The organism is Streptomyces sp. NPDC028928 (assembly GCF_055564915.1).
The window spans coordinates 516771-540224 of sequence record NZ_JBVHVI010000002.1 but is presented as its reverse complement, the minus strand read 5'-3'; the positions used below and the strand labels follow the sequence as shown (position 1 = coordinate 540224).

Below are 23454 nucleotides of genomic sequence, written 5' to 3'. Positions count from 1 at the left end.
CGCAGCGACCGGCGTGCCCCGCTCCCGGTTTGGCGATCACTTGCCCGGCACGGGCCAGATGGTCCGGGTGACGGTCACGGTCACCGTCGGGTTCGGCCCGCCCCCGGTGGGCGGGCGGTACGTCGGTCCGGGCGCCGCCGAGCAGTTGCCCAGCCCGTCGACATGGAAGACCTGTCTGCCGTCGACCTTGGCCGTCAGGTCACCCCGCACGCAGGCCCCGTCGACGGCCTTGGTCACCACCCCGGCGACGACGATCTTCCGCCCGTCGTCCGTCTCGCCCTGGCAGTCGACGGAGACGAGGGTGCTCTCCGCCGGCGAGGGCGAGGCGCCCCGGGTGCCGTCGTCGCCCTGGCGTCCGGTGCAGGTCAGCCAGGCGACGTTCACATGCCGGTGCTCCAGCGCGGTGGTCGCGGTCCGGTCGGTGGTGTAGGCGACGGTCGCGGACCCGAGCCCACCGGGCTGACACGCCACGACGGCCCCCGTGCCCACGACAACAAGCCCCACCACGGCCGCCGTCCGCGTCCCGCGCCGTATCCGCCTCGATACGCCCATACAGCGCAGGGTGCCACCGGCCCGCACCCCGCGGAAGCCCGCATACGGCCACTCACCCGTTCGGGGGCCGGCCCCCTAACTCTGGCCCGGTGCGCAGTGGAACCCCGCGTCGTACGGGCCTTCGTCGACGAACTGCGTAACCGCCGGTGGCCAGTGACGTGGACGGGTGGGCGTTGCCGCCCGCCGTCAGCCGCGCAGCAGCAGCCACTCCTGGAGCTCCACCAGGTTGCCCTCCGGGTCCTTGAGGTGGGCGACGCGCATGCGGTCGGTCATGGGGGCCGGGCCGTGCAGCAGGGTCGCGCCGCGGGAGGTGATCTCGGCGCAGTAGGCGTCGAGGTCGTCGACGCGCAGGACGACCAGGGAGCGGTGGCCGGTGGCGGTGTCACCCAGTTCGGCCAGGATCTCGGCCATCATCGCGCGGTCCTGCAGGGCGATCCCGGCGGAGCCGGTGTGCGGGCTGAACTTCTCGTACGGGCCGCGCGTCGCGCCGGACTGCGGCTTGAGGCCGAGGACGTCGGCGTAGAAGCGGTAGCAGGCGGCGAAGTCGGTGACCATGAGCCGGACTTGGGCGAGTTCCACGGTGTCTCCCCGACGGGTCAGGACCAGCGGCCGGTGCGGCCCAGCAGCAGGGCCGTGGCGGCGGTGCCGGCGGTGGATGTGCGCAGGACGGTGGGGCCGAGGACGCAGGCCTCGGCGCCCGCCTCCTCGAAGAGCGCCAGCTCGTCCCGGGAGACGCCGCCTTCCGGCCCCACGACCAGGACGATCTCGCCCTCGGTGGGGAGTTCGGCGGTGGCCAGGGGCCGGCTGACGTGCTCGAAGTCGGAGTGGAGTACGGCGGCGAAGTCGGCGGCGGCCAGGAGCGCGGCGACCTGCTTGGTGGTCGCCAGGTCCGCGACCTCCGGGAAGCGCAGCCGGCGGGACTGCTTGCCGGCCTCCCGCGCGGTGGCACGCCACTTGGCGAGCGCCTTCAGTCCCCGCTCGCCCCTCCACTGGGTGATGCAGCGGGCGGCCTGCCAGGGCACGATGGCGTCGACACCGGTCTCCGTCATCGTCTCCACGGCCAGTTCGCCGCGGTCGCCCTTGGGCAGGGCCTGGACGACGGTGATGCGGGGGCTGGGCTCGGGCTCCACCGGGAACTCGAAGGGCTCGACCACCAGGTGGTCCTTCCCGGACACGCTGACGACGACCCCTGCCGCACCCCGGCCCCTGCCGTCGGTGAGCACCACGTGCTCGCCCGGCTGCAACCGCCGTACCGAGACGGCGTGCCGCCCCTCGGGGCCCTGGACGTCGACGACCGAGCCGGGGCCCACGCCCTCCAGCGAGTCGACGACGAACACCGGCGCGGTCATCGGGTACCACCCCCGGCCGACAACGCTGTCCCGGCCTCGGCGAGTTCGGCCGCCAGCACCTCCACCAGCTGTCCGGCCGGCAGCTCCCGCGCCATCCGGTGGCCCTGTCCCGCCCACAGCGCCATGCCCTGCGCGTCCCCGGCCTTCGCGGCGGCCTTGCGCAGCGGCGCGGTGAGGTGGTTGACCTCGGGGTAGGCGGCGGGGGCGTAGGGGCCGTGCTCGCGCAGGAAGCGGTTGACGAGCCCGCGGGCCGGACGGCCGGTGAAGGCGCGGGTCAGCTCGGTGCGCGCGAACAGGGGGTTGGTCAGCGCCTGTTTGTGCAGGGCGTGCGCCCCGGACTCGTGGGTGGCGAGGAAGGCGGTGCCCAGCTGGGCCGCGCTCGCGCCCGCCGCGAGGACGGCGGCGATCTGACTGCCGCGCATGATGCCGCCGGCGGCGACGACCGGGATGCGTACGGCCTCCCGGACCTGCGCGACCAGCGACAGCAGTCCGATGCCGGAGCCGTCGTTCTCCGGGAGGTCCCGGTGGGTGCCCTGGTGGCCGCCGGCCTCCACACCCTGCGCGATCACCGCGTCCGCCCCGGCCCGCTCGACCGCGCGGGCCTCCTCCGCGGTGGTGGCGGTGACCAGGGTGAGGGTGCCCGCCCGGCGGAACCGGTCGAGCACCTCACGGCTCGGCACGCCGAAGTGGAAGGAGACCACCGGCACCGGGTTGTCGAGGAGGACGGCGAGTTTGGCGTCGTAGCCGTCGTCGCGGCCGCTGTCCGGGTCGCCCAGCTCGGTCTCGTACCAGGCGGCCTCGCCGGCCAGCTGGTGCGCGTACACCTCCACCGCGCCGGACTCGGCATGCTCCGGCTGGGGCACGAACACGTTCACGCCGAACGGGCGGCCCGTGAGCCCCCGCAGCTGCTTGATCTCCTGGTACATGCCGTCGGCGGTCTTGTACCCGGCGGCGAGGAACCCGAGGCCACCGGCCTCGGAGACGGCGGCGGCGAGCTGCGGGACGGAGACACCGCCCGCCATGGGGGCCTGCACGATCGGCTGGGGGAAGAGATCGGTCAGCGCGGAGGACATGACCGCATGTTGTCACGTCCTCCGTACAAGTCCGAATCCGGGCTTCCCCCGGCATAGGCCCCTGGCACACGGGGTGCCGCAGCACCCGTACGCACGGTTCAGCGCCCGTTGAACGCGTCCTTCAGCCGGGAGAACAGCCCCTGCTGACCTGGCTGGAACTGGCCCTGCGGACGCTCCTCGCCGCGCAGCTTGGCCAGCTCGCGCAGCAGCCGCTCCTGCTCGGGGTCCAGCTTGGTCGGGGTGGTCACCTCGACGTGCACGATCAGGTCGCCCCGGCCGCCGCCGCGCAGATGCGTGACGCCCCGGCCGTGCAGCGGGATCGACTGGCCGGACTGGGTGCCGGGCCGGATGTCGACCTCCTCCATGCCGTCCAGCGTCTCCAGCGGCACCTTGGTGCCGAGGGCCGCCGCCGTCATCGGGATGGTGACCGTGCAGTGCAGGTCGTCGCCGCGCCGCTGGAAGGTGGGGTGCGGCAGCTCGTGGATCTCGACGTACAGGTCACCGGCCGGACCGCCGCCGGGGCCGACCTCGCCCTCGCCGGCGAGCTGGATCCGGGTGCCGTTGTCGACACCGGCCGGGATCTTCACGGTCAGGGTCCGGCGGGAGCGGACCCGGCCGTCGCCGGCGCACTCCGGGCAGGGGGTCGGCACGACCGTGCCGAAGCCCTGGCACTGGGGGCACGGGCGGGAGGTCATGACCTGGCCCAGGAAGGACCGGGTGACCTGGGAGACCTCGCCCCGGCCGCGGCACATGTCACACGTCTGCGCGGACGTGCCGGGCGCCGCACCCTCCCCGTTGCAGGTGTTGCAGACGATCGCGGTGTCGACCTGGATGTCCTTGGTGGTCCCGAAGGCCGCCTCGTCCAGCTCGACCTCGATCCGGATCATCGCGTCCTGGCCGCGCCGGGTGCGCGAGCGCGGCCCGCGCTGCGACGCCGTGCCGAAGAACGCGTCCATGATGTCGGAGAAGTTGCCGAAGCCGCCGGCGCCGAAGCCGCCCGCGCCGGCCCCGCCCGACTGGGAGAGCGGGTCGCCGCCGAGGTCGTAGACCTGCTTCTTCTGCGGGTCCGACAGCACCTCGTAAGCGGCGTTGATCTCCTTGAACCGCTCCTGGGTCTTCGGGTCGGGGTTGACGTCCGGGTGCAGCTCGCGCGCGAGCCGGCGGAACGCCTTCTTGATCTCATCCTGCGACGCGTCGCGGCGCACGCCGAGAACGGCGTAGTAGTCCGTGGCCACCTACGACTCCGCCAGGATCTGTCCGACGTACCGTGCCACTGCGCGTACCGCTCCCATCGTTCCCGGGTAGTCCATGCGGGTCGGTCCGACCACGCCGAGCTTGGCGACTGCCTCGCCGCCCGAACCGTAGCCGACCGACACGACGGAGGTGGAGTTGAGTCCTTCATGGGCGTTCTCGTGGCCGATGCGCACGGTCACGCCAGGGTCCTTCGCCTCGCCGAGGAGCTTGAGGAGCACGACCTGCTCCTCCAGTGCCTCCAGGACGGGCCGGATCGTGAGGGGGAAGTCGTGCACGAAGCGGGTGAGATTGGCGGTGCCGCCGATCATCAACCGTTCCTCGTTCTCCTCCACGAGGGTCTCCAGCAGCGTGGAGAGCACCGTGGAGACCGTACCGCGGTCCTCCGGCTCAAAGGCCTCCGGCAGGTCCTCGACCAGCTTCGGCACATCCGTGAACCGGCGGCCGGCGACCCGGCTGTTGAGCCGTGCCCGCAGATCCGCCAGCGAGGTCTCCCCGAACGGCGCCGGGCAGTCGACCATGCGCTGCTCGACCCGGCCGGTGTCCGTGATCAGCACGAGCATCACGCGCGCCGGAGCGAGCGAGAGCAGCTCGACGTGCCGGACCGTGGACCGGGTCAGCGACGGGTACTGCACGACGGCGACCTGCCGAGTGAGCTGCGCGAGCAGCCGCACGGTCCGCGCCACCACGTCGTCGAGGTCGACGGCGCCCTCCAGGAAGTTCTGGATGGCACGGCGCTCGGGCGCGGTCATCGGCTTCACGCCCGCGAGCTTGTCCACGAACAGCCGGTAGCCCTTGTCGGTGGGGATGCGCCCCGCGCTGGTGTGCGGCTGGGCGATGTACCCCTCGTCCTCCAGGGCCGCCATGTCGTTGCGGACGGTCGCCGGGGAGACGCCGAGGTTGTGCCGCTCGGTCAGGGCCTTCGACCCGACCGGCTCCTCGGTGCCCACATAGTCCTGGACGATGGCGCGCAGTACCTGAAGCCTGCGTTCACTCAGCATTCGCGCGCACCTCCAGCACGTCGTCCCCTCGTCCCTTCGGGTCGTCCGCCTGGCACTCTTCCCATGCGAGTGCCAGCGTTCCCCGGCCCAGTGTACGGCTGTCGGGTACACACTGGGCAAGGTCGGGCCGCCGTACCGGGTCGTACCGCTAGCGTCGCGGGTATGACCGTGACTTGGGAAGAGCTGGGGTGGGAACGGCTGACCACCGGGGTGGGGCGGTGCCGACTGCCCGGCTGGGACTGCACGGTGGGGCTGGTCCTCGGGGAGGGTACGGCACTCCTCGTGGACGCCGGTTCCAGCCTGGCGGAGGGGGCCCGGCTGCGCGCGCGGGCCGAGGAACTGGCGGGCGGCCGTGTGACCCATCTCGCGCTCACCCACCCCCACTTCGACCACGTTTTCGGCGCGGCGGCGTTCGCGGGGGCGGAGCTGTACGGGGCGGTGGGCCTGGACGCCGCGCTGGCGTACGAGCGCGACGAGCTGCGCCTGGACGCGATCCGCAACGGGCTGCCGGTGGCCGACGCGGACGAGGCGGTGGACGCCCTGGTCCCGCCCCGGCACCTGGTCTCCGGCGAGTGGACCCTCGACCTCGGCGGCGGCCGCCAGGCGCTGCTGGCCAACGTGGGCCCCGGCCACACCGCGTACGACTTCGCGGTCCTGGTGCCGGGGGATCCGGAGATCGTCTTCTGCGGCGACCTGGTGGAGGAGTCCGGCGAGCCCCAGGCCGGCCCGGACGCGGTCCCCTCCCGCTGGCCGGACGCCCTCGACCGTCTGCTGGCCCTGGGCGGCGAGGACGCGCTGTACGTGCCCGGTCACGGAGCGGTGGTGGACGCGGGGTTCGTACGACGGCAGCGGGACGAGCTGGCGGCGCGGTTCGGCGTGAGATGAGCGGCGTTCCGGCACAGGTTTCCGGCGTGTCGTGAGCACCGCCGTACGGGTTCTCCTATCGTCATCCGAATGCGCCAGTACTCCGCCGATCTCACCCCGCCGTGGAAGAAGCCCAAGCCGGTGCCGGAGGTTCCGGCCGAGCCGGGCCTGGTGGTGGAGGAGCCCGGTACCGGGTTCTGCGGGGCCGTGATCCGCTGCGAGGCCGGCACGGTGACCCTGGAGGACCGCTTCGGCAAGCACCGGGTGTTCCCGCTGGAGCCGCGCGGCTTCCTGCTGGAGGGCCGCGTGGTGACGCTCGTACGGCCCGCCTCCTCGGCCCCGGTACGGCCCACCCGTACGGCGTCCGGCTCCATCGCCGTCCCCCAGGCACGCGCGCGCGTGGCCCGCGCCGGCCGCATCTACGTGGAGGGCCGGCACGACGCCGAGCTGGTGGAGAAGGTGTGGGGCGACGACCTGCGCGTCGAGGGCGTGGTCGTGGAGTACCTGGAGGGCGTGGACGACCTGCCGGCGATCGTCTCCGACTTCGCCCCGGGCCCCGACGCCCGCCTGGGCGTCCTGGTGGACCACCTGCTGCCGGGCACGAAGGAATGGCGCATCGCGGAGTCGGTGACCAGCGAACACGCGCTGGTGGTCGGCCACCCGTTCATCGACATCTGGCAGGCGGTGAAACCGGCCTCGCTGGGCATCCCGGCCTGGCCGACGGTACCGAAGGGCCAGGACTGGAAGACGGGCGTGTGCCGGGCCCTGGGCTGGCCGCCGGAGAACACCGGCGCGGTGTGGCAGGCGATCCTGAAGCGGGTGGGCTCCTACAAGGACCTGGAGCCGGAGCTGCTGGGGAGGGTGGAGGAGCTGATCGACTTCGTCACGGGTAGCGGTGGGGCCTGACGTCCTCGTAAGCGCCGAACTCGGCCCTGCGCTGACGTCGGTAACCGGCATACTCGCCTTCGCCCTCGGGCTCAGTGAGGAGTAGGCACCGGGCCAGCACGGGATCGATGATCAGGTAGGCCGGCATCTCTGCCGCAGCGTAGATCGAGCGCTTGATCCCGTAGTCCCGATCGACGCTTTGCCTGGAAACGACCTCCACCACCCCCGTGACGGACGCCGAGGGCATCATCGACCCTCGCCTCGGGCCACCACGCTCGACCACCACCACATCCGGCACCGGAGCGCTGACGTCATCGAGCATGTCGACGGTCTGCGTCTGAAGCCGGGACCAACGAGTGCGGGGAAGCTGGTCCACCACTGCCGAGACGTTCTCGTTGTGCACCACATCCGGACTCGGCGTCATGACGATGGTCCGCCGTAGCAGCTCTGCCCTGGCTCCCTCAGGCGGTTGCAGATCAAGGAAGAACTTGACCAGGTGCTCGTCTTTCACAGCCGCACCCCACGAACCCGGAACGGCCCTTGAACCGCCTCCCGCGCCGGTTCACTCACCCGGGTGATCAGTCCACCAGATCCCGCACCACCGCGTCCGCCAGCAGCCGCCCCCGCAGCGTCAGCACGGCCCGCCCCTCCTCGTACGGGCCCTCCTGAAGGAGCCCGTCCGCCAGTGCGCGCCGGGAAGCCGCCAGCCCCTCCTCCTTCAGCAGGGACAGCGGCACGCCCTCCCGCAGCCGCAGCTCCAGCAGGATGCGCTCCACCCGCCGGTCCTCGTCGGACAGCAGCTCACGCCCGGCACCCGGCGACTTCCCCGACGCCAGCGCCGCCGCGTACGCGCCCGGGTGCTTCACGTTCCACCAGCGCACCCCGCCCACGTGCGAGTGGGCTCCCGGCCCGGCGCCCCACCAGTCGGCGCCCCGCCAGTACAGCTCGTTGTGCAGGCAGCGGCCCGCCTCGGAGGTGGCCCAGTTGGAGACCTCGTACCAGTCGAAGCCCGCCGCGCTCAGCATCTCCTCGGCGATCAGATAGCGGTCGGCGTGCACGTCGTCGTCCGTCATCGGGACCTCGCCCCGGCGGATCCGGCGGGCGAGCTGGGTGCCCTCCTCCACGATGAGCGCGTAGGCGCTGATGTGGTCGGGGCCGGCGCCGAGGGCGGCCTCAAGGGAGGCCCGCCAGTCGTCGTCGCTCTCGCCCGGGGTGCCGTAGATCAGGTCGAGGTTGACGTGCTCGAAGCCCGCCGCCCTCGCCTCCGCCACGCACGCCTCGGGGCGGCCGGGGGTGTGGGTCCGGTCCAGGATCTTCAGCACGTGCTGCTTGGCGCTCTGCATGCCGAAGGAGATCCGGTTGAAGCCTCCCTCGCGGAGGGTGGCGAGGTAGGCGGGGTCGACGGACTCCGGGTTCGCCTCCGTGGTGATCTCGGCGTCCGGCGCCAGCCCGAACTCGTCCCGGATCGCCCCCAGCATCCGTACGAGATCGTCGGCGGCCAGCAGCGTCGGCGTACCGCCCCCGACGAACACCGTACGGACCTCGCGCGGGTCGTCGCCCAGCACCTTCCGGGCGAGGCGGATCTCGTCGGTCAGCGTGTCCGCGTAGTTGTCCCGGGAGGCGAGCACTCCGCCGGTGCCGCGCAGCTCGGTCGCGGTGTAGGTGTTGAAGTCGCAGTAGCCGCAGCGGGTCGCGCAGTACGGGACGTGCAGGTAGAAACCGAGCGGGCGGTCGGCGGCCCCGGCGAGCGCGTGCGCGGGCAGCGCGCCGTCGGTGGGGACGGGCTCGCCGTCGGGGAGTGCGGAAGGCATGCCTTCCATTGTCCAGCACCGGGGGCGTTACTCGGCCTGGAGCACCAGCAGGGCCAGGTCGTCCTCGGGCAGGCCGCCGCCGAAGTCGTGGACCAGGCGGCGGATCCTTTCAGCGATCAGCTCGGCGCTGAGCCCGGCGCAGCCGGACAGCGCACGGGCGAGCCCGTCGCCGTCGTCGAACTGGCGGGTTCCGGAGCGCCGCTCGGTCACCCCGTCGGTGACGCACAACAGGCTGTCGCCGGGCCGCAGGTCGAGGGTCTCGCTGGTGTACGTCTCGTCCTCGACCACGCCGAGCAGGGTCTGCGGGCGGGCGGCGGTGCGCACGGTGCCGTCGGGGCTGAGGACGAGCGGCAGCGGATGGCCGGCGGAGGCGAGGGTGCAGCGGACCCCGCCGTCGTACGGCCGCAGCTCGCCGTAGAGGAGCGAGAGGAAGCGGGTCTGCGGGCCGTCCCCGGCCAGGGGCCGGGCGCCGGCGGCGACCAGCGCGCGGGCGGCGGCGTCGGCGGCCTCCGTGGCGTCGTCCAGGAGGAGCTGGTTGAGGCGGTCCAGGACGTCGGCGACGCGGTAGCCCTCGCGGGCGAGCAGCCGCAGCCAGGGGCGGGCGAGGCCGATCACCACGGCGGCCTCGGGGCCCTTGCCCTGGACGTCGCCGACGGCGAAGCACCAGCGGCCGTCGCCCGCCGGGAACAGGTCGTAGAAGTCGCCGCTCGGGCCGCCCTTGTCGCAGGGCTCGTAGACGAGCGCGCTGCGCACGCCGGGGATCTCGGCGACCGCGCCGGGCAGCAGGCCGCGCTGCAGGACGGCGCTGATGGTGGCCTGGCGGGCGTACTGGCGGGCCGCGCCGATGGCCAGCGCGACCCTGCGGCCGAGGTCCTCCACCAGCCCGGTGATCTCGTCGGGGAAGCCCGCCGGCCCGCACCGGCCGATGACCAGCGTGCCGAGCGGTCGGCCGCCCGCGATCAGCCGGTACGACAGCGCCGTCCCCTGGGCGCCCCGCGGGCCGAGCGCGTGGCCGGGCCAGGGGTAGTGCTCGGGGCCGGAGCGCAGCCCGTCCGGCGGGCCCGGCGGTTCCTTCTCCAGGGCGCACCGCAGTTCCTCGATGCGGGCCTCGCTGGCGTGCCAGACCCGGGCGGGCCCGTTGCCGGAGCCGCCGCGGACGGTCGCCTCGTCCTCCAGCCAGACCGCGCACCAGTCGGCGAGCCGGGGCACGATCAGCTGGCCGGTGAGCGCGGCGACCAGGTTCTCGTCCAGCTGTCCGGCGAGCAGGTCGGAGGCCTCGGCGAGGAAGGACAGGGCGCCCCGGCCGAGCCAGTCCCGGTCGCCGTCGGCGCGGTGCGGCTTCGGGGCGAGGTCCTCGGCGATCTCCAGGGCGGGCTCGGGGGCGGGTCCGTCCGGGACCTCGCCGCCGCCCGGGGGCAGCCGCGCCCACACGGTCTTGGCGCCGGTGCGGTAGGTGACGCCCCAGGACTCGGCGAGCGTGGCGACGAGGCGCAGGCCGCGCCCGTACTCCGGGGTGTCGTACGCCCCCTCGCCGCCGGTGGCGTCCCGGGGGGCGCGGGACGGGTGCTGGTCGCAGACCTCGACCACGAACGCGCCGGTCTCCTCCAGCCGCCACTCGACCTGCACCTCGGTGCCGGCGTGCACGACGGCGTTGGTGACCAGCTCGCTGACGACGGCCATGGCGTCGTCGGCGAGCCGCGCGGAGACCCCGGGCGCCGCGGCCAGCTCGGCCCGCACCAGCGCGCGGGCCGAGCCCGGGGCGAGGGCGCTCCCGGGCAGCGTGGCCCGGCCCCGCCGCTCCCCGGGCTGGGCGCCGCTCTCCCGCTGCGTCGGTATGGCCGCCATATCCATGCGGTCAGGGTGACAGACAGGGGGCACCTATAAGCGGGGAGTCACTGAAGTGACCAGAAGAGAGAACCTTTCGCGCACCGGCGAGCACGAAAAGGAGCGCGGGACTGACCGCGTCAGCCCTCCCTGGTGCCCGCGTACATCTCCTCGATGAGGTGCTTGTACTCCCGCTCCACCACCGGCCGCTTCAGCTTCAGGCTCGGCGTGATCTCGCCGTGCTCCACGTCGAGGTCCCGCGGCAGCAGCCGGAACTTCTTGATGGTCTGCCAGCGCTGGAGCCCGGCGTTGAGCTGCCGCACGTACCCGTCGACCATCTCCACCGTCTGCGGCGCGGCGACGATCTCGGCGTACGACTTGCCCTCCAGCCCGTTCTCCTTCGCCCACTCCTGGATCGCGAGTTCGTCCAGGGCGATGAGGGCGGTGCAGTAGTTCCGGTCGGCGCCGTGCACGAGGATGTTGGACACGTACGGGCACACCGCCTTGAACTGCCCCTCGACCTCGGCCGGAGCGACGTACTTGCCGCCGGACGTCTTGATGAGGTCCTTCTTGCGGTCGGTGATGCGCAGATAGCCGTCGGGGGACAGCTCGCCGATGTCCCCGGTGTGGAACCAGCCGTCGGACTCCAGCACCTCGGCGGTCTTCTCGGGCAGCTTGTGGTAGCCCTCCATGATGCCGGGGCCGCGCAGCAGGATCTCGCCGTCGTCGGCGATGCGCACCTCGGTGCCGGGCAGCGGCTTGCCGACCGTGCCGGTGCGGTAGGCCTCGCCCGGGTTGACGAAGGAGGCGGCGGAGGTCTCGGTGAGGCCGTAGCCCTCCAGGATGTGGATGCCGGCGCCGGCGAAGAAGTAGCCGATCTCCGGGGAGAGCGCGGAGGCGCCGGAGACGCAGGCGCGCAGCCGGCCGCCGAAGGCCTCGCGGAGCTTGCCGTAGACGAGGGTGTCGGCGACCTTGTGCTTGGCGCCGAGCCCGAACGGCACGGAGGCGGTGCCGGTGCGGCGGAAGTTGTCCTGGCTGGCCTTGGCGTACTCGCGGGCGACCTCGGCGGCCCACTGGAAGATCTTGTACTTGGCCCCGCCGCCCTCGCGGGCCTTGGCGGCGACGCCGTTGTAGACCTTCTCGAAGATGCGCGGCACGGCCGCCATGTACGTCGGCTGGACCACCGGAAGATTCTCGATGATCTTGTCGACCCGGCCGTCGACGGCGGTGACGTGCCCGACCTCGATCTGGCCGGAGGTGAGCACCTTGCCGAAGACGTGCGCGAGCGGCAGCCACAGGTACTGCACGTCCTCGCCGCTGATCAGGCCGGTCGCGGCGATCGCCTTCGCCATGTAGGCCCAGTTGTCGTGCGGCAGGCGCACGCCCTTGGGGCGGCCGGTGGTGCCGGAGGTGTAGATGAGGGTGGCGAGCTGCTCCTTGGTGATCGCGCCGACGCGTTCCTTGATGAGCTGCGGGTGCTGCTCCAGGTAGGCGGCGCCGCGCTCCTCCAGCTCGGCGAGGCTGATCACCCAGTCGCCGGTCTCGACCCCGGCCGGGTCGATGACCACGACCTTGGTCAGCTCCGGCAGCTCGGGGCGCTTCTCCACGGCCTTGGCGAGCTGCGCCGCGTCCTCGGCGATCAGCACCCGGCTCTCGGAGTCGGAGAGGATGAACGCCGATTCGTCGGCGTTGGTCTGCGGGTAGACGGTCGTGGTGGCGCCGCCCGCGCACATGATGCCGAGGTCGGCGAGGATCCACTCGACCCGGGTGGAGGAGGCGAGCGCCACCCGCTGCTCGGGCTGGACGCCCAGGTCGATGAGCCCGGCCGCGATGGCGTACACCCGCTCGGCCGCCTGGGCCCAGCTGAGCGACTTCCAGTCGTCGGGGCCCTGGCCGGAGGCAGAGGGGACCGGGTAGCGGTAGGCCTCGGCGTCCGGTGTGGCCGCCACGCGCTCCAGGAAGAGGGCCGCCACGGACGGCGGACGGTTCTCGATCAAGGTCTGTGTGTCGCTCACGACATCCTCCGGGGGCCCGCGACGGTGCGGCTGACTCGCTGCGGCTGGGTTAACTCACAGTGGGGTTTCGGGCTGTTGTTTAACTCGCGAGTAACTATCGAGCAGGGATCAGGGTAAGGGGCGACCGCCCGCTGCGTAAGGGGCCTCGGCCTGTCACTTTCCACTCAGAGCGGCGCCACGCACGCACAGGGGCCCGCCGCACTTTCGTACGACGGGCCCCCACATGCCCGCTTTGCGGGCGTGACCGGCTGTTACCTCCGGTTACTTCTTGCCCTTGGCCGACCCCGCGCTGTCATCGCTGGAGAGCACCGCGATGAAGGCCTCCTGCGGAACCTCCACGGAACCCACCATCTTCATCCGCTTCTTGCCTTCCTTCTGCTTCTCCAGCAGCTTCCGCTTACGGGAGATGTCACCGCCGTAACACTTGGCGAGGACGTCCTTGCGGATGGCGCGGATGGTCTCGCGGGCGATCACCCGGGAGCCGATGGCGGCCTGCACCGGCACCTCGAAGGCCTGCCGCGGGATCAGCTCCTTGAGCTTGGCGACGAGCCGCACGCCGTACGCGTACGCCTGGTCCTTGTGGGTGATCGCGGAGAAGGCGTCCACCTTGTCGCCGTGCAGCAGGATGTCGACCTTGACCAGGGAGCTGGTCTGCTCGCCGGTGGGCTCGTAGTCCAGCGAGGCGTAGCCGCGGGTCTTGGACTTCAGCTGGTCGAAGAAGTCGAAGACGATCTCCGCGAGCGGCAGCGTGTAGCGGATCTCGACGCGGTCCTCGGAGAGGTAGTCCATCCCGAGCAGCGTGCCGCGCCGGGTCTGGCACAGCTCCATGATCGAGCCGATGAACTCGGTCGGCGCGAGGATCGTGGCCCGCACGACCGGCTCGAAGACCTCGTTGATCTTGCCCTCGGGGAACTCGCTCGGGTTGGTGACCGTGTGCTCGCTGCCGTCCTCCATGACCACGCGGTAGACCACGTTGGGGGCGGTGGCGATCAGGTCGAGCCCGAACTCGCGCTCCAGCCGCTCCCGGATCACGTCCAGGTGCAGCAGGCCGAGGAAGCCGACGCGGAAGCCGAAGCCGAGGGCCGCGGAGGTCTCCGGCTCGTAGACCAGCGCGGCGTCGTTGAGCTGCAGCTTGTCCAGGGCCTCACGCAGCTCCGGGTAGTCGGAGCCGTCCAGCGGATACAGGCCCGAGAAGACCATCGGCTTGGGGTCCTTGTAGCCCCCGAGCGCCTCCGTGGCCCCCTTCTGCTGGCTGGTGACGGTGTCACCGACCTTCGACTGCCGGACGTCCTTCACACCGGTGATGAGGTACCCCACCTCACCGACGCCGAGGCCGTCCGCCGGCAGCATCTCGGGCGAGTTGACGCCGATCTCCAGCAGCTCGTGGGTGGCGCCGGTCGACATCATCTTGATGCGCTCGCGCTTGTTGAGCTGGCCGTCGATGACACGGACGTACGTCACCACACCGCGGTAGGAGTCGTAGACCGAGTCGAAGATCATCGCGCGGGCGGGCGCGTCGGCGACCCCGACCGGCGCCGGGATCTCCTTGACGACCTTGTTCAGCAGCGCGTCCACGCCGAGCCCGGTCTTCGCGGAGACCTTGAGCACGTCCTCCGGGTCACAGCCGACCAGGTTCGCCAGCTCCTCGGCGAACTTCTCCGGCTGCGCGGCCGGCAGGTCGATCTTGTTCAGCACCGGGATGATCGTGAGGTCGTTCTCCATCGCCAGGTAGAGGTTGGCGAGGGTCTGCGCCTCGATGCCCTGGGCGGCGTCGACGAGGAGGATGGTCCCCTCGCAGGCGGCGAGCGACCGCGAGACCTCGTAGGTGAAGTCGACGTGCCCCGGGGTGTCGATCATGTTGAGGATGTGGGTCGTGCCCTGGTCGGGGCCCTCGGTCGGGGCCCAGGGCAGACGCACCGCCTGGGACTTGATCGTGATGCCGCGCTCGCGCTCGATGTCCATCCGGTCGAGGTACTGAGCACGCATCTGCCGCTGCTCGACCACACCGGTCAGCTGGAGCATCCGGTCGGCGAGCGTGGACTTGCCGTGGTCGATGTGCGCGATGATGCAGAAATTGCGGATCAGAGCCGGGGCGGTACGGCTCGGCTCGGGCACATGGTTAGGGGTCGCGGGCACGCAGGGTCCTGTCTCTTGAGGCGCCTTATGCCTCGGGTCGGATCGTTACGTAGTCTCCATGGTCCCACGGGGAGGGACCGGGGGCCGTTTTGGGCCGTCCGGAGGGCCACTGGTACTGTAGATGGCTGTGCCTCATGCCCTCTCAGCGCGAGGCGCGACAGAAAATTTTGGATCACCGGTGTGGGACCCCCGCGGCCCCGCGCCTGAACCTGAAAAGGCTCCTTCGTGGCGAACATCAAGTCCCAGATCAAGCGGATCAAGACCAACGAGAAGGCTCGGCTGCGCAACAAGGCCGTCAAGTCCTCCCTGAAGACCGCGATCCGCAAGGCCCGCGAGGCCGCTGCCGCGGGTGACGTCGAGAAGGCCACCGAGCTGCAGCGCGCTGCCGCGCGTGCGCTCGACAAGGCCGTCTCGAAGGGCGTCATCCACAAGAACCAGGCCGCCAACAAGAAGTCGGCGCTTGCTTCCAAGGTCACGTCCCTCAAGGGCTGAACTCCTTTCTGATCTGACCGCCGGAAGGACCCAGAGCGGGCCCTCTCTCATCCGCTCCCGTCCGGCACCCCCGAGCCTGTTCGCGGCCTGCGTTCGCCACGCGGGAACGGGCTCACCAGCTTGATCCGAAGGCCTCGGTACTCTCCTTTCCCCAAGGCAGGTGCCGGGGCCTTCGGCATGCCCGGGGCTCAGCCCCAGAACCCGTCCTGCTTGTCGATGTCCTCGACGCACTCGTCAATGTCGGTGATCTTGTCTCCGACGATCCGGAAGACGAGGCAGCCGTCCCCGTGCAACCGCCTGCCCTCGCGCTCCGCGGTGATGTGGTGCAGGGCCACGGCGTGCCCCCGGCCGTCGACATACACACTGCGCAGATCCGCCCGGAAGCTGCCACCGGTCTCCTGGAAGAGCCGGCCGTACATCCCGATGACCGCGTCCTGGCCCTTGAAGTCACCGGACAGCGGGTGGCTGCCCGGCACGTGATGGGTGACGTCCGCCGTCATCAGTCCGCGCAGGGCGTCCATGTCGGAGCGGAGGAACGCCTCGTAGCCCCTGCGGACGAGGGTCGCGTGCGGGTGCTCAGCCATGGCGAATCGCCACCTTCCCAGTGTGCGTCGGCGATGTACGGCTGATACGTACGATTCTCCTCGCCGACGACCGCCGGGGTAACCGGATCAGCCCCGGCCCCTCGACCGCGCCGCCCGCGCGATCACCACCACCGCCTTCTCCAACGCGTACTCGGGGTCGTCCCCGCCTCCCTTCACACCCGCGTCGGCCTCGGCCACCGCTCGCATCGCCACCGCGACCCCGTCGGGCGTCCAGCCCCGCATCTGCTGCCGCACCCGGTCGATCTTCCACGGCGGCATGCCCAGCTCGCGCGCCAGATCGGCCGGCCGGCCGCCCCGGGCCGAGGACAGCTTCCCGATCGCCCGCACGCCCTGCGCCAGCGCGCTGGTGATCATCACCGGCGCCACGCCCGTCGCCAGCGACCATCTGAGCGCCTCCAGCGCCTCCGCCGTACGGCCCTCCACGGCCCGGTCGGCGACGGTGAAGCTGGACGCCTCGGCGCGGCCCGTGTAGTACCGCCCGACGACCGCCTCGTCGATCGTGCCCTCCACGTCGGCGACCAGCTGGGAGACCGCCGAGGCCAGCTCCCGCAGATCGCTCCCGATGGCGTCGCAGAGCGCCTGGCACGCCTCGGGTGTGGCCGACCGCCCGAACGAACGGAACTCCCCCCGCACAAAGGCCAGCCGGTCCGCCGGCTTGGTCATCTTCGGGCAGGCCACCTCCCGCGCCCCCGCCTTGCGCGCGGCGTCCAGCAGCCCCTTGCCCTTGGCGCCGCCGGCGTGCAGCAGCACGAGCGTGATCTCCTCGGCGGGCGAACCGAGGTACGCCTTCACGTCCTTGACCGTGTCGGCGGACAGGTCCTGCGCGTTGCGTACGACCACGACCTTGCGCTCGGCGAAGAGCGACGGGCTGGTCAGCTCGGCGAGTGTGCCGGGCTGCAGCTGGTCCGGGGTCAGGTCACGTACGTCCGTGTCGGCGTCGGCGGCCTTGGCGGCGGCCACCACCTCCTGCACGGCACGGTCGAGCAGGAGGTCCTCCTGGCCCACGGCGAGGGTCACCGGGGCGAGAGGGTCGTCATTCGCAGTCTTCCTGGCCATCGCTTAAAGCATCCCACGCGGCACTGACATCCAAGCGGGCCCGGCACCCTGACCGATCCCGGAGCGGACCCCGAGCCCGGCTCGGGGTCAGGGCTGGGGGTCCGGGGCTGGGGGTCTGGGGCTAGGGGTTCTGTGGCTGGGTGCCTGTGGTTCGGAATCAGGGCTCCTCGCGCCAGCCGTCCCACTCCCCCGCGAACGCGTCCAGCTCGCCGGGGTCGAGGCGTTCCTTCTCGTCGCGCACGACCACCAGCCACTGGGCGTCCTCGGCGTCGTCCTCGCCGGCCAGGGCATCCCGCACGAGCTGGGGCTCCTCATCGACCCCGAACCGCTCCCCGAGCGCCTCGGCAGCCTCCTCGGCGGCGTCACGGTCGGGCAGCACCAGCACATGTCTCACATCACTCACGGGCCCATTCTCCGGCACCGGGAGCAAAGCGAAGCGGCAGGTCAGGGGTGGGGCAGGAGGAGCAGCACGTCGGCGCTTCCGCGGCACGACGCGAAGGTCGGCCCCTCGCAGGGACCCGCAGCCGGCGGCCGTCACACCGCCGAGCGAGGCGAGGGTGTTCCATTCGATCAGTCGGTCAGGTCAGGGGCGCGCACAGTCGGAACACGGCTCAGCTCGATCCCGAAGCGGTCCCGGTAGACCGTCAGCACCTCGTCGTCCCTCTCCAGCTCGCGCGTCTCGTGCGTGCCGTCCACGGCGGTCCTCTTCAGCCTGCGTCCGCTGAGGGTGATCCGCCCTCCGTCCTCGGTGATCCGAGAGCAGACCAGCGACTGGGTGAAGTGCGACTTGGGCGAGGTGCTGTGCCACCAGGCGCCGGCCGCGAAGTCCCCGAGCGCCCGGGGGCGTGTCTCCAGCCGGTACTGCGGCTCGCCGTCCCGTACGACGTCCAGGTCCCCGGCGCCCGGCTCGTCACCGCCGCGCACCCCGGCCGGGTCCGGCCCGGCCTCCACCACCCGGAACCTGCCTCCGGGATCGTCCTGCTCCCCGCGTTCCCGGTAGGCCAGCGGGTAGTGGCTGTGCGCCCCGAACCCGACGTCGGCGAGCCAGCTGTCCCCGTCCGCCGTCCGTACCCGCAGTGCGAGGTGGTCGTAGGGGATCCCGAGCCGCCCCTCGCCGTCGTACACGCGCCCCGCGAGCAGCTCCACCTCGAAACCGAGGGCGGTGAGCAACGTCCCGAACGCGCCGTTCAGTTCGTAGCAGAAGCCGCCCCGCCGCGCCTCGGTGACCTTGTCCAGCAGGCCCTTCTCCTCCAGCCTGATCTCCTCTCCGAGGTGGACCGACAGGTTCTCGAAGGGGACGGTCCGCAGATGGCTCAGGTGCAGCTCGCGCAGCGCCTCACTGGTGGGCCGCTGCGGGCGGGTGAGGCCGAGTCGGCGGAGATAGGCATCGATGAGACAGGCATCGATCTGTGCTGATGTCATGGGGTCAGTCTGGGCCAGTCCCCGCGTTCGTCCTCTCTCCCTTCCGGGTTGTGTGCCGTCGTCTCTAGTTCTCTCTCGTCACCTGTATCCGCCCCTTGACTCCTCCGGTTCCGGTGATCGCGAGGGCACCGTCGCGGTCGGTGCGCAGGACCGCCGCGCCACCGGCCCGCAGGGCGGCCAGGGTCGTCGGTGCCGGGTGGCCGTAGGGATTGCCGGCGCCCGCGGACACGAGCGCCACCCGGGGTGCCGCGAGGTGTATCAGCTCCGGGTCCTGATAGGCCGAGCCGTGATGGGCCACCTTCAGGACGTCCACTCCGGGCAGTTCGGCGGCCGCCGGGGACCGCAACAGGGCCTGCTGGGCGGGGGGTTCGAGGTCCCCGAGCAGCAGCAGCCGCAGCCCGCCCGTGCGGACGAGCAGCGCGACACTGGCGTCGTTCGGTCCCTCCGGTTCGAACAGGGGGCCTGGCCGGGCCGGAGGCATCGTCGTCCCGGTGGGCAGGTGTGTGCTCCGCGGCGGCGGCCACAGGACCCGCCAGGCGAGGGGGCCGGTGCGCCGTTCCTCTCCGGCGACGGCCGTCGTGATGGGGATGTGCCGTGCGGCCGCCTCCCGTCGGACGAACGCTGCCTGGTCCGCCGGTTCCGCGAACCCCGTGGTCTCGATCGCGGCCACCGAGCGGCCTCGCAGGACACCGGGCAGGCCCGCCACATGGTCGGCGTGGAAGTGGGTGAGGACGAGGAGGGGGACGCGGGTGATGCCCAGCCGCCGCAGGCAGTGGTCGACCATCGCCGGATCGGGTCCGGCGTCCACGACCACTCCGGCGCCCTCCCCCGCCGCCAGCACGGTCGCGTCGCCCTGCCCGACGTCGCACATCGCGAACCGCCAGCCCGGAGGTGGCCAGCCCGTGATCACCCGGGCCAGCGGCGCCGGCCGCGTCACCAGCAGTACGACCAGCACGCCGAGCAGCCCGCACCACGCCGGGTGCCGCAGCAGTCCGCGGCCGGCCAGGACGACGGCCACGGTGACCGCCGCGAGTACCAGCGCCCCCGGCCAGCTGCCCGGCCAGTCCACTCCCGCGCCGGGCAGCGCCGCCCCGGCCCGGGCCACCCCGGCGATCCACCCGGCCGGCCAACTCGCACACCATGCCAGCGCCTTGGCCGCCGGCAGCGCAACCGGTGCCGTCGCGAGCGCCGCGAAGCCCAGCACCGTCGCCGGTGCCACCGCCACCTCGGCCAGCAGGTTGCAGGGGACCGCCACCAGGCTCACCCGGGCCGACAGAACCGCCACGACCGGTGCGCACACCGCCTGCGCCGCTCCCGCCGCCGCCAGTGCCTCGGCGAGCCGCGGCGGCACCCCGCGCCGCCGCAGCGCCTCGCTCCAGCCCGGCGCCAGCACCAGCAGGGCGCCGGTGGCGAGCACGGACAGCAGGAAGCCGTAGCTTCGCGCCAGCCACGGGTCGTACAGCACCAGCAGCAGGACTGCCGTGGCCAGCGCCGGGACCAGGGATCTGCGGCGTCCGGTGGCCAGGGCGAGGAGCGCGACCGCGCCGCATGCGGCGGCCCGCAGCACACTGGGGTCGGGCCGGCACACGACCACGAAGCCCAGCGTCAGCGCTCCTGAGAGCAACGCCGTCGCCCGCAGGGAGAGTCCCAGGCGTGGGGCCAGGCCACGGCGCTCGGCCCGGTGGGCCAGGCCGGGCGGCCCGATGAGCAGCGCGAGCAGAACGGTGAGATTGCTCCCGGAGACGGCGAGCGTGTGCGCCAGGTCCGTCTCGTCGAAGGCGTGGTCCAGCTCGGGCGTGATCCGCGAGGTGTCCCCGACGACCAGCCCGGGAAGCAGGGCCCGCGCGTCTCCCGGCAGGTCCTCGGTGGCGTCCCGCAGGCCTGCTCTGAGCCGGCCCGCCAGTCGTTGCGGCCCGCTCGGTCCCGCCACGATCCGCGGCTCCGGCCGGCCACGCACCCGCAGCACGGCCGCGGTCCGGTCACCCCCGGTCAGGGCAGGCGCCAGTCGCCCGGCAACGCGCAGCCGCGTGGACGGCAGCAGTCCGAGCCAGGCGGATCGCCCGGCCTGGGTACCCCGTTCGGCGTGGGTCCCCCGTTCGGCGTGGGTCGGCGCGGGCCCGGAACTCCGGCTCCCCGCCACATCGCCGTCCGGTGCCGGGACGTCCGGGTCGACGATCACCAGCACGGGTGTCCGGGTCCGCACACGCCTTCCGTCGGCCTCCTCGACGCTCCGCAGCTCGGCCCGGGCCAGCACCGCCACGGGCGCCGCGTGATCACCGCGCACCTGTGGCCTGCTCAGCCACGGATCGCCGCTCACCTCGACCTCGGCGGTCACGGTCGCGAACCGCCGTGCCAGCTCGGGCACCGGTCCGCGCCGCACGTCGGCCCCGTGCAGCCCGGCGGACGTGGCTGCCGCGGCGGCGCAGAGCAGCGTCGCGGCGAGGGCGGGCCGCGCCCAGCCGAACCGACCGCGCGGACGGGCGGTGCCGGCTGGGGCGGTGGCACCGAGGGCGGAGGCCTCTTGATGGGGAGGAGCATGCGGGCCCACCGACCCGGCCGGCCCCAGCCGTCCGGCTGTCCCCACAGATACGACCGGCCCCCACCGTCCGACTGGCCCGAACCGTTCCAGCCGCCGCCCGCCTCGGGCAACCCAGGGCCCACGCCCGCCTCGTCCCGGCCACCGCGCCGACAACAACAGGAGGAGGACGCCGCCGACCAGGCAGACGACGGCTGTCACCGCGGTCCTGGCCGCCGGTACACCCAGGGTCACGGCCGCCGTCGCCCAGGCCGCGAGGGCGGGCGGGACCAGGCGCAGGTCCATGGGGCCGCTCCGGCCGGTGTGCGCGGTCCCACGCCGCTCGGGTGCGGCGCGCGGGTCGTCGGCCTTGTCGAGCGCGCGGCTCATGGCCGTACCAGCTCGCGCAGATCGGTGAACCGGCGGTCACCGATGCCGTTGACCTCGCGAAGTTCGTCCACCGAGCGGAAACCGCCGTGCTGGGTGCGGTAGTCGAGGATGTGCTGGGCGAGGACCGGGCCGACTCCGGGGAGGGTGTCGAGCTGTTCCACGGTGGCCGTGTTGAGGGAGACCGGTGCTGTCGGGCCCGTGCCGGTGGATCCGGAGAGCGGACCGGCCGCCGAGGCGGGTGGGGCCGCGGCCCCGGCGGAAGTGCCGACGACGACCTGTTCGCCGTCGACCAGGAAGCGGGCCCGGTTGAGTCCTTCGGTGCTCACGCCCGGCCGGACCCCGCCCGCCGCCCGCAGCGCGTCGGCCACCCGGGAACCGGCCGGCAGCCGCCGGATCCCCGGTTTCCGGACCTTGCCGCTGACGTCCACGACGATCTCCGCGCCGGGAGTCACCGACGTGCTCGCGGCTGCTCCCGTCTTCGCCCCCTCGTCCTTCTTGGCGAACGGCGCCTCGGCACGCACGACTTCCGGGGCGCTCACCGACTGGGGCCTGCCCGCCCAGTAGTGCTGCACGGCGAAGACAGCGACGGCCACGAGGACCACGGCGAGCGCCACGACTCCCCGCCGCTCGACTCCGTACCGCGCCTGCAGCCACACCGGCATCCGTTCACGCAGCGCCAGCCCGGCCCGCTCCCGCCAGTCCGGTCCCGCGGGTTCCTCCGGCGGCGCCACCAGGCCGACAGCAGCGGCCGGTTCGGGCTCCGTGATGCTGCCCGGTGCCGGAGCGGGCGTGGTCAGGGTCGTGTCCGGCACCGGGGGCAGGGCCGTCGCCGCCGTCCTCGTCGGACTCCGGCTCAGGCCGGGCGCGAGCCCAGTCGCCGTTGCCGTCGGTGCACTCGCGGACACCTGCGGGCCCGGCGGTGCGTTCCCGGACTCCTCCCACTGCACGGACTCCCGGCACTGCACGGCCCGTTCGCCGAAGAGGAGTTCCGCCCGGCGGCGCAGTTCCTCCGCCGGTGCGGGCGGGCGGGGGCGGGCGCGGCGGGGGTGGCCGGTTGTGCGGCGGTGGCGGAGGCGGCCGTCGGAGGCGGGGCCACGGCCGGGACCGCTGGTCGGAGTTGCCGTACGCGAGCGAGATCGAAGTGCCATGCGACGAGGATGGGGCAATCCACCGGCATCGCGATGATCTTGGTGGATTTCCGTGGACGGCCGGACAGTTGTGGATAACTCCGTCACCCGGACGAGTGAAGCCGGTCGGTCACGCCGGAGCCGATTGGGAAGGCCGGCCGCGGAATGACCCGTGTCAGCGAGGCGAGACGACCGCGCCGAGCAGCCCGGGCCCGGTGTGTGCTCCGATCACCGCTCCGACCTCGCTGACATGCAGATCGGCCAGGCCCGGGACCCGTACCCGCAGCCGGTCGGCGAGGGCGGCGGCGCGGTCGGGGGCGGCGAGGTGGTGGACGGCGATGTCGACGTCGGCGCCGCCCGCACGCTCGGCGGCCAGTTCCTCCAGGCGCGCGATCGCCTTGGACGCCGTACGGACCTTTTCGAGCAGCTCGATCCGGCCGTCGTCCAGTTGGAGCAGCGGTTTGACGGCGAGCGCGGAGCCCAGCAGTGCCTGCGCGGCACCGATCCGGCCGCCGCGGCGGAGATAGTCGAGGGTGTCGACGTAGAAGAAGGCGGACGTGCCGGCGGCCCGCTTCTCCGCGGCTGCGACGGCCTCGTCCATCGTGCCGCCCGACTCGGCGGTCTCGGCGGCGGCGAGCGCGCAGAAGCCGAGCGCCATCGCGACCATTCCGGTGTCCACGACCCGCACGGGTACCGGTGCCTCGCGCGCGGCGAGGACCGCGGCGTCGTAGGTGCCGGACAGCTCGGCGGACAGGTGCAGGGAGACGATGCCGCTCGCGCCGGACTCGGCGACCTTGCGGTAGGTCTCCGCGAACACCTGCGGGCTGGGCCGGGAGGTGGTGACGGAGCGCCGCTTCTGCAGCGCCTGGGCCAGGGAGCGGGTCGAGATCTCGCTGCCCTCTTCGAGGGCCTGGTCGCCGAGGACCACGGTCAGCGGGACCGCGGTGATGCCATGACGCTCCATCGCCCGGGGCGGCAGGTAGGCCGTTGAATCGGTGACGATCGCGACATGGCGGGACATGAGCTGGAGGTTACCTGTCGTCGTGCTCGCGCGGCAGCCCGGCCCCTGTGCTGCGGTCGTGGAGC

Annotated in this window: 21 protein-coding genes; 3 read left to right on the top strand and 18 right to left on the bottom strand. The window is 72.5% G+C overall.

The features are described 5' to 3' along the window. Nucleotides 1-36: 36 nt before the first annotated feature. The 6 genes from ACZ4U1_RS08245 to hrcA form a co-directional block, all read right to left on the bottom strand. Entirely contained in the window at nucleotides 37-552 is a 516-nt protein-coding gene (locus tag ACZ4U1_RS08245) for a hypothetical protein (RefSeq protein WP_467901078.1), read from the bottom strand. A gap of 186 nt (nucleotides 553-738) precedes the next feature. Next, the gene (locus tag ACZ4U1_RS08240) at nucleotides 739-1131 is read right to left on the bottom strand and encodes a VOC family protein (protein ID WP_467901076.1); all 393 of its coding nucleotides are present in this window, start codon (nucleotides 1129-1131) and stop codon (nucleotides 739-741) included. A gap of 17 nt (nucleotides 1132-1148) precedes the next feature. Then, nucleotides 1149-1901 (bottom strand): 16S rRNA (uracil(1498)-N(3))-methyltransferase, encoded by a 753-nt coding sequence (locus ACZ4U1_RS08235; protein WP_467901073.1) that lies wholly within the window; start codon nucleotides 1899-1901, stop codon nucleotides 1149-1151. Continuing rightward, complete coding sequence (locus ACZ4U1_RS08230; protein WP_467901070.1) at nucleotides 1898-2974, bottom strand: nitronate monooxygenase; 1077 nt, start codon at nucleotides 2972-2974, stop codon at nucleotides 1898-1900. Before ACZ4U1_RS08230 ends, ACZ4U1_RS08235 begins: the two co-directional genes overlap by 4 nt. 98 nt (nucleotides 2975-3072) lie before the next feature. Then, entirely contained in the window at nucleotides 3073-4209 is a 1137-nt protein-coding gene (gene dnaJ / locus ACZ4U1_RS08225; RefSeq protein ID WP_189294225.1) for a molecular chaperone DnaJ, read from the bottom strand. Continuing rightward, nucleotides 4210-5226: a heat-inducible transcriptional repressor HrcA gene (gene hrcA / locus ACZ4U1_RS08220; RefSeq protein WP_467901067.1), complete on the bottom strand. Its 1017-nt coding sequence runs from the start codon at nucleotides 5224-5226 to the stop codon at nucleotides 4210-4212. Nucleotides 5227-5388: 162 nt separating this feature from the next. Here hrcA and ACZ4U1_RS08215 point away from each other — a divergent pair, with 162 nt between their 5' ends. Together ACZ4U1_RS08215 and ACZ4U1_RS08210 are read left to right on the top strand one after the other, a co-directional pair. Further along, complete coding sequence (locus ACZ4U1_RS08215) at nucleotides 5389-6111, top strand: MBL fold metallo-hydrolase (RefSeq protein WP_467901064.1); 723 nt, start codon at nucleotides 5389-5391, stop codon at nucleotides 6109-6111. A gap of 69 nt (nucleotides 6112-6180) precedes the next feature. Then, complete coding sequence (locus tag ACZ4U1_RS08210) at nucleotides 6181-6996, top strand: DUF3097 domain-containing protein (protein WP_467901061.1); 816 nt, start codon at nucleotides 6181-6183, stop codon at nucleotides 6994-6996. Here the strand turns inward: ACZ4U1_RS08210 and ACZ4U1_RS08205 are convergent. The 5 genes from ACZ4U1_RS08205 to lepA all read right to left on the bottom strand — a co-directional run bounded on the left by ACZ4U1_RS08205 (nucleotide 6974) and on the right by lepA (nucleotide 14761). Further along, a complete protein-coding gene (locus tag ACZ4U1_RS08205) occupies nucleotides 6974-7486 on the bottom strand; it encodes a Uma2 family endonuclease (protein ID WP_467901058.1) in 513 nt (170 codons plus the stop codon). The two genes, ACZ4U1_RS08210 and ACZ4U1_RS08205, sit on opposite strands and share 23 nt — an antisense overlap. A gap of 67 nt (nucleotides 7487-7553) precedes the next feature. Continuing rightward, nucleotides 7554-8786, bottom strand: coding sequence for a radical SAM family heme chaperone HemW (gene hemW / locus ACZ4U1_RS08200; protein ID WP_467901055.1), 1233 nt, complete (start codon nucleotides 8784-8786; stop codon nucleotides 7554-7556). A gap of 27 nt (nucleotides 8787-8813) precedes the next feature. Beyond that, nucleotides 8814-10631 (bottom strand): SpoIIE family protein phosphatase, encoded by a 1818-nt coding sequence (locus ACZ4U1_RS08195; RefSeq protein WP_467901468.1) that lies wholly within the window; start codon nucleotides 10629-10631, stop codon nucleotides 8814-8816. Nucleotides 10632-10750: 119 nt separating this feature from the next. Next, the gene (locus ACZ4U1_RS08190) at nucleotides 10751-12625 is read right to left on the bottom strand and encodes an AMP-dependent synthetase/ligase (RefSeq protein WP_467901053.1); all 1875 of its coding nucleotides are present in this window, start codon (nucleotides 12623-12625) and stop codon (nucleotides 10751-10753) included. Nucleotides 12626-12886: 261 nt separating this feature from the next. Further along, nucleotides 12887-14761: a translation elongation factor 4 gene (gene lepA / locus ACZ4U1_RS08185; protein WP_467901050.1), complete on the bottom strand. Its 1875-nt coding sequence runs from the start codon at nucleotides 14759-14761 to the stop codon at nucleotides 12887-12889. Between the two features lie 225 nt (nucleotides 14762-14986). On the opposite strand from lepA, the gene rpsT reads away from it, so the two are divergent. Further along, nucleotides 14987-15253, top strand: a complete 267-nt coding sequence (gene rpsT, locus ACZ4U1_RS08180) for a 30S ribosomal protein S20 (protein ID WP_067006864.1) — start codon at nucleotides 14987-14989, stop codon at nucleotides 15251-15253. 188 nt (nucleotides 15254-15441) lie between these two features. Here the strand turns inward: rpsT and ACZ4U1_RS08175 are convergent, their stop codons facing one another. From ACZ4U1_RS08175 to ACZ4U1_RS08145, 7 genes are all read right to left on the bottom strand, one after another. Next, nucleotides 15442-15837, bottom strand: a complete 396-nt coding sequence (locus tag ACZ4U1_RS08175) for a nuclear transport factor 2 family protein (protein WP_467901047.1) — start codon at nucleotides 15835-15837, stop codon at nucleotides 15442-15444. 87 nt (nucleotides 15838-15924) lie between these two features. Beyond that, on the bottom strand, nucleotides 15925-16914 hold the full coding sequence (gene holA, locus ACZ4U1_RS08170; RefSeq protein ID WP_189294232.1) for a DNA polymerase III subunit delta: 990 nt from the start codon (nucleotides 16912-16914) through the stop codon (nucleotides 15925-15927). A gap of 157 nt (nucleotides 16915-17071) precedes the next feature. Continuing rightward, entirely contained in the window at nucleotides 17072-17317 is a 246-nt protein-coding gene (locus tag ACZ4U1_RS08165) for a hypothetical protein (RefSeq protein WP_467901044.1), read from the bottom strand. A 167-nt stretch (nucleotides 17318-17484) separates the two neighbouring features. After that, nucleotides 17485-18336, bottom strand: coding sequence for an arylamine N-acetyltransferase family protein (locus tag ACZ4U1_RS08160; protein WP_467901042.1), 852 nt, complete (start codon nucleotides 18334-18336; stop codon nucleotides 17485-17487). A 64-nt stretch (nucleotides 18337-18400) separates the two neighbouring features. Beyond that, nucleotides 18401-21241 (bottom strand): ComEC/Rec2 family competence protein, encoded by a 2841-nt coding sequence (locus tag ACZ4U1_RS08155; protein WP_467901039.1) that lies wholly within the window; start codon nucleotides 21239-21241, stop codon nucleotides 18401-18403. Further along, the gene (locus ACZ4U1_RS08150; protein ID WP_467901036.1) at nucleotides 21238-22389 is read right to left on the bottom strand and encodes a ComEA family DNA-binding protein; all 1152 of its coding nucleotides are present in this window, start codon (nucleotides 22387-22389) and stop codon (nucleotides 21238-21240) included. The genes ACZ4U1_RS08155 and ACZ4U1_RS08150 overlap by 4 nt, the downstream gene beginning before the upstream one ends. A gap of 154 nt (nucleotides 22390-22543) precedes the next feature. Further along, nucleotides 22544-23389: a DegV family protein gene (locus ACZ4U1_RS08145; protein ID WP_467901033.1), complete on the bottom strand. Its 846-nt coding sequence runs from the start codon at nucleotides 23387-23389 to the stop codon at nucleotides 22544-22546. Nucleotides 23390-23454 lie beyond the last annotated feature (65 nt).

Coding starts and splice junctions, on each gene's coding strand:
- ACZ4U1_RS08245 (WP_467901078.1), bottom strand. CDS start 552: ATGGGCGTATCGAGGCGGATACGGCGCGGGACGCGGACGGCGGCCGTG.
- ACZ4U1_RS08235 (WP_467901073.1), bottom strand. CDS start 1,901: ATGACCGCGCCGGTGTTCGTCGTCGACTCGCTGGAGGGCGTGGGCCCC.
- ACZ4U1_RS08230 (WP_467901070.1), bottom strand. CDS start 2,974: ATGTCCTCCGCGCTGACCGATCTCTTCCCCCAGCCGATCGTGCAGGCC.
- hrcA (WP_467901067.1), bottom strand. CDS start 5,226: ATGCTGAGTGAACGCAGGCTTCAGGTACTGCGCGCCATCGTCCAGGAC.
- ACZ4U1_RS08215 (WP_467901064.1), top strand. CDS start 5,389: ATGACCGTGACTTGGGAAGAGCTGGGGTGGGAACGGCTGACCACCGGG.
- ACZ4U1_RS08210 (WP_467901061.1), top strand. CDS start 6,181: ATGCGCCAGTACTCCGCCGATCTCACCCCGCCGTGGAAGAAGCCCAAG.
- hemW (WP_467901055.1), bottom strand. CDS start 8,786: ATGCCTTCCGCACTCCCCGACGGCGAGCCCGTCCCCACCGACGGCGCG.
- ACZ4U1_RS08195 (WP_467901468.1), bottom strand. CDS start 10,631: ATGGCGGCCATACCGACGCAGCGGGAGAGCGGCGCCCAGCCCGGGGAG.
- ACZ4U1_RS08175 (WP_467901047.1), bottom strand. CDS start 15,837: ATGGCTGAGCACCCGCACGCGACCCTCGTCCGCAGGGGCTACGAGGCG.
- holA (WP_189294232.1), bottom strand. CDS start 16,914: ATGGCCAGGAAGACTGCGAATGACGACCCTCTCGCCCCGGTGACCCTC.
- ACZ4U1_RS08160 (WP_467901042.1), bottom strand. CDS start 18,336: ATGACATCAGCACAGATCGATGCCTGTCTCATCGATGCCTATCTCCGC.
- ACZ4U1_RS08155 (WP_467901039.1), bottom strand. CDS start 21,241: ATGAGCCGCGCGCTCGACAAGGCCGACGACCCGCGCGCCGCACCCGAG.
- ACZ4U1_RS08150 (WP_467901036.1), bottom strand. CDS start 22,389: ATGGCACTTCGATCTCGCTCGCGTACGGCAACTCCGACCAGCGGTCCC.
- ACZ4U1_RS08145 (WP_467901033.1), bottom strand. CDS start 23,389: ATGTCCCGCCATGTCGCGATCGTCACCGATTCAACGGCCTACCTGCCG.